Raw genomic sequence first — 1,349 nt, forward strand, 5'->3', positions numbered from 1 at the left:
TGTCTGTCTGCTGCGGTTGTGGCTTCGAAGGAATGGCCGCCTCGTCGCCCTGGACGCCTTGGCCGCTCATTGAGATCTGATGCGGATCGTCGCTGATTAGGGACCTGGCGGCGGGGTCGTCCACGGGCTTGACCAGCGAGAACAGGAGGGCGAGCCGGATGTCGGCGGCAGATGTGTGGATCGGCGTCGACGTGGGCAAGACCAGCCACCACGCGGTGGCGATCGACGCCGGCGGCAAGAAACTGTGGACGGCCAAGGTCACCAACGGCCAGCAGCAGATCGAAGAGCTGATCAACCGGGCCACCAAGACCGCGACGAAGACCGGCGGGCAGGTGCGGTGGGCGGTGGACCTGGTCAGCCCGGCCGCGGCCCTGCTGCTGACTCTCCTGCTGACCACCGGCCAGAAGGTCGTCTACGTGCCCGGCCGCGTGGTCAACGGCATGGCCGGCGTCTTCCGCGGCGAAGGCAAGACCGACGCCAAGGACGCCCGCATCATCGCTGACACCGCTCGCATGCGCGGCGACCTGGCCGAACTGTCGCCCAGCGATGAGCTGGTGGTCGAGCTGACCCGGCTGACCGCCTACCGCACCGATGCGATGGCCGACTGGGTGCGCGGGGTCAACCGGCTGCGCGACCTGCTGAGCGGCATCTTCCCGGCGCTGGAGCGTAGCTTCGACTTCTCCACCCGCTCGGCGTTGATCCTGGTAGCCGGCTACTGCACCCCCGTGGAGATCCGCCGGGCCGGGCATGAGGGCCTGGTCGCCCACCTGCGCGAGCACGGCGCCTGGCCCAAGGGCATCGACGCCATGGCTACCACGGCCGTGCAGGCCGCGGCCCAGCAGACGGTGGCACTGCCCGGCGAGGCCACCTCCGCCGCGCTGATCAAGAAGCTCGCCCGCCAGCTGCTGGACCTCGACCGCGAGATCAAGGACACCGACAAGCTCATCGCCGACCGGTTCCGCACCCACCCCCAGGCCCGCATCATCGAGAGCCTGCCCGGCATGGGACCCCTGCTCGGTGCTCAGTTCGTTGTCGCCACCGGGGGGGACGTCCGCGCCGCCTTCGCCAACGCCGGACGGTTGGCCTCCTACGCCGGGCTCGTGCCCGTGCCACGCGACTCCGGCCGGGTGACCGGCAACCACCGGCGGCCCAAGCGTTACAACCGGCCGCTGCGCCAGGTGTTCTACATGGCAGCGCTCTCCAGCATCCGGGCCGATGGCCAATCCAAGGCGTTCTATCAGCGCAAACGAGCCGAGAACAAGATCCATACTCAGGCCCTACTGGCTCTGGCCCGACGCTTGGTCGATGTGCTGTGGGCTCTGCTGCGCGACAACCGGGTCTTCTCCCCT

General features: G+C 69.0%; 1 protein-coding gene. It reads left to right on the top strand.

From position 1 onward, the window contains the following. Nucleotides 1–158 precede the first annotated feature (158 nt). Nucleotides 159–1,349, top strand: a 1,191-nt coding sequence (locus IL992_RS45520) for an IS110 family RNA-guided transposase (RefSeq protein WP_193209499.1), incomplete at its 3' end; no start/stop codon positions are given.

Origin of the sequence: Microbispora sitophila (assembly GCF_014892245.1) — a bacterium.
Taxonomy (GTDB): domain Bacteria; phylum Actinomycetota; class Actinomycetes; order Streptosporangiales; family Streptosporangiaceae; genus Microbispora; species Microbispora siamensis.